This is a genomic window from Treponema endosymbiont of Eucomonympha sp. (assembly GCF_001028545.1).
This window is the reverse complement of record NZ_BBPW01000161.1, coordinates 1-1324: the sequence shown is the minus strand read 5'-3', so window position 1 is coordinate 1324 and position 1324 is coordinate 1. Positions and strand designations below refer to the sequence as shown.

The 1324-nt window shown below is 48.4% G+C and carries 1 protein-coding gene; it reads right to left on the bottom strand.

Annotated features, from left to right (window positions below; genetic code table 11):
• The coding region (locus tag AWU74_RS05570) for a tetratricopeptide repeat protein (protein WP_187150873.1) at nucleotides 1-1324 on the bottom strand (1324 nt) is incomplete at both ends.

Sequence of the window (1324 nt, the reverse complement as noted above, 5' to 3'; positions counted from 1 at the left end):
TTGTCATATTCGCCTTTGCTAAAATATGCATTTCCCCGATTATGAAACGCCTCCACGTAATCCGGCTTCAGCTCTATCGCTGCGTCAAAATCCGCGATGGCTTTGCCATAATCGCTCTTGCTAAGATAGGGATGGCCGCGATTATTGTAGGCAGGTGCAAGATTCGGGTCGAGCTTTATTGCCTGAGTATAATCCGTAGCCGCGCGGTCGTAGTCGCCTTTATTCCCATACGCAACGCCCCGATTATTAAATGCCTTCGCATTTTTCGGTTTCAACCGTATCGCTTCGCCAAAATCCGCTATCGCTTTGTCGTGCTCGTCTTTCTTTTCATACGCGCCGCCGCGATTATTAAACGCCTCCGCATAATCCGGGTTCAGCCGTATCGCTTCGGTATAATCCGCTATCGCTTTGCCATAGTCGCCTTTTTGTTCATACACAAAGCCGCGATTATGAAACGCTTCCGCGTAATCCGGCTTCAGCTCTATCGCTGCGTCAAAATCCGCTATCGCTTTGTCATGGTCGCCTGTATCACTATACGCAACGCCCCGATTATGAAACGCCGACGCATAATCCGGCTGTAGCCGTGTCGCTTCAGTAAAGTCCGCTATCGCTCTGCCGTGGTCGCCTGTATCACTATACGCATTCCCCCGATTATAAAACGCCTCCGTAATATTCGGATTTAGCCGTATCGTTTCGGTATAATCCGCTATTGCTTTGCCGTAATCGCCCTTATTTCCATACGCAACACCACGATTGTAAAACGCTTCCGCGTAATCCGGCTTCAGCCGTATCGCTGCGTCAAAATCCGTTATCGCGTTGTCATATTCGCCTTTCTTTCCATACACAACGCCTCTATTGTAAAATGCCTCCGCGTCATTCGGCTTTAGCTCTATCGTTTTGGTATAATCCGCTATCGCTTTGTCATGATCGCCTTTATTATTATACGCATTCCCTCGATTATAAAACGCCGCCGCGTAATCCGGCTCTATCCGTATCGCTGCGTCAAAATCCGCTATCGCGTTGTCGTAAACTTTCTTTGCAAGATACGCACTGCCTCGATTATGAAACGCCTCCGCGTAATCCGGCTTCAGCCGTACCGCTGCGTCATAATCCGTTATCGCGTTGTCATATTCGCCTTTCTTTCCATACACAACGCCTCTATTGTAAAATGCCTCCGCTTCATTCGGCTGTAGCTCTGTCGCTTTTGTATAATCCGCTATCGTTTTATCGTGGTCGCCTTTTTGCTGATATGCATTCCCTCTATTAAAAAATGCCGCCGCATCATCCGGTTTTCGCTCTATCGCTTCGGTATAATCCGCTATCG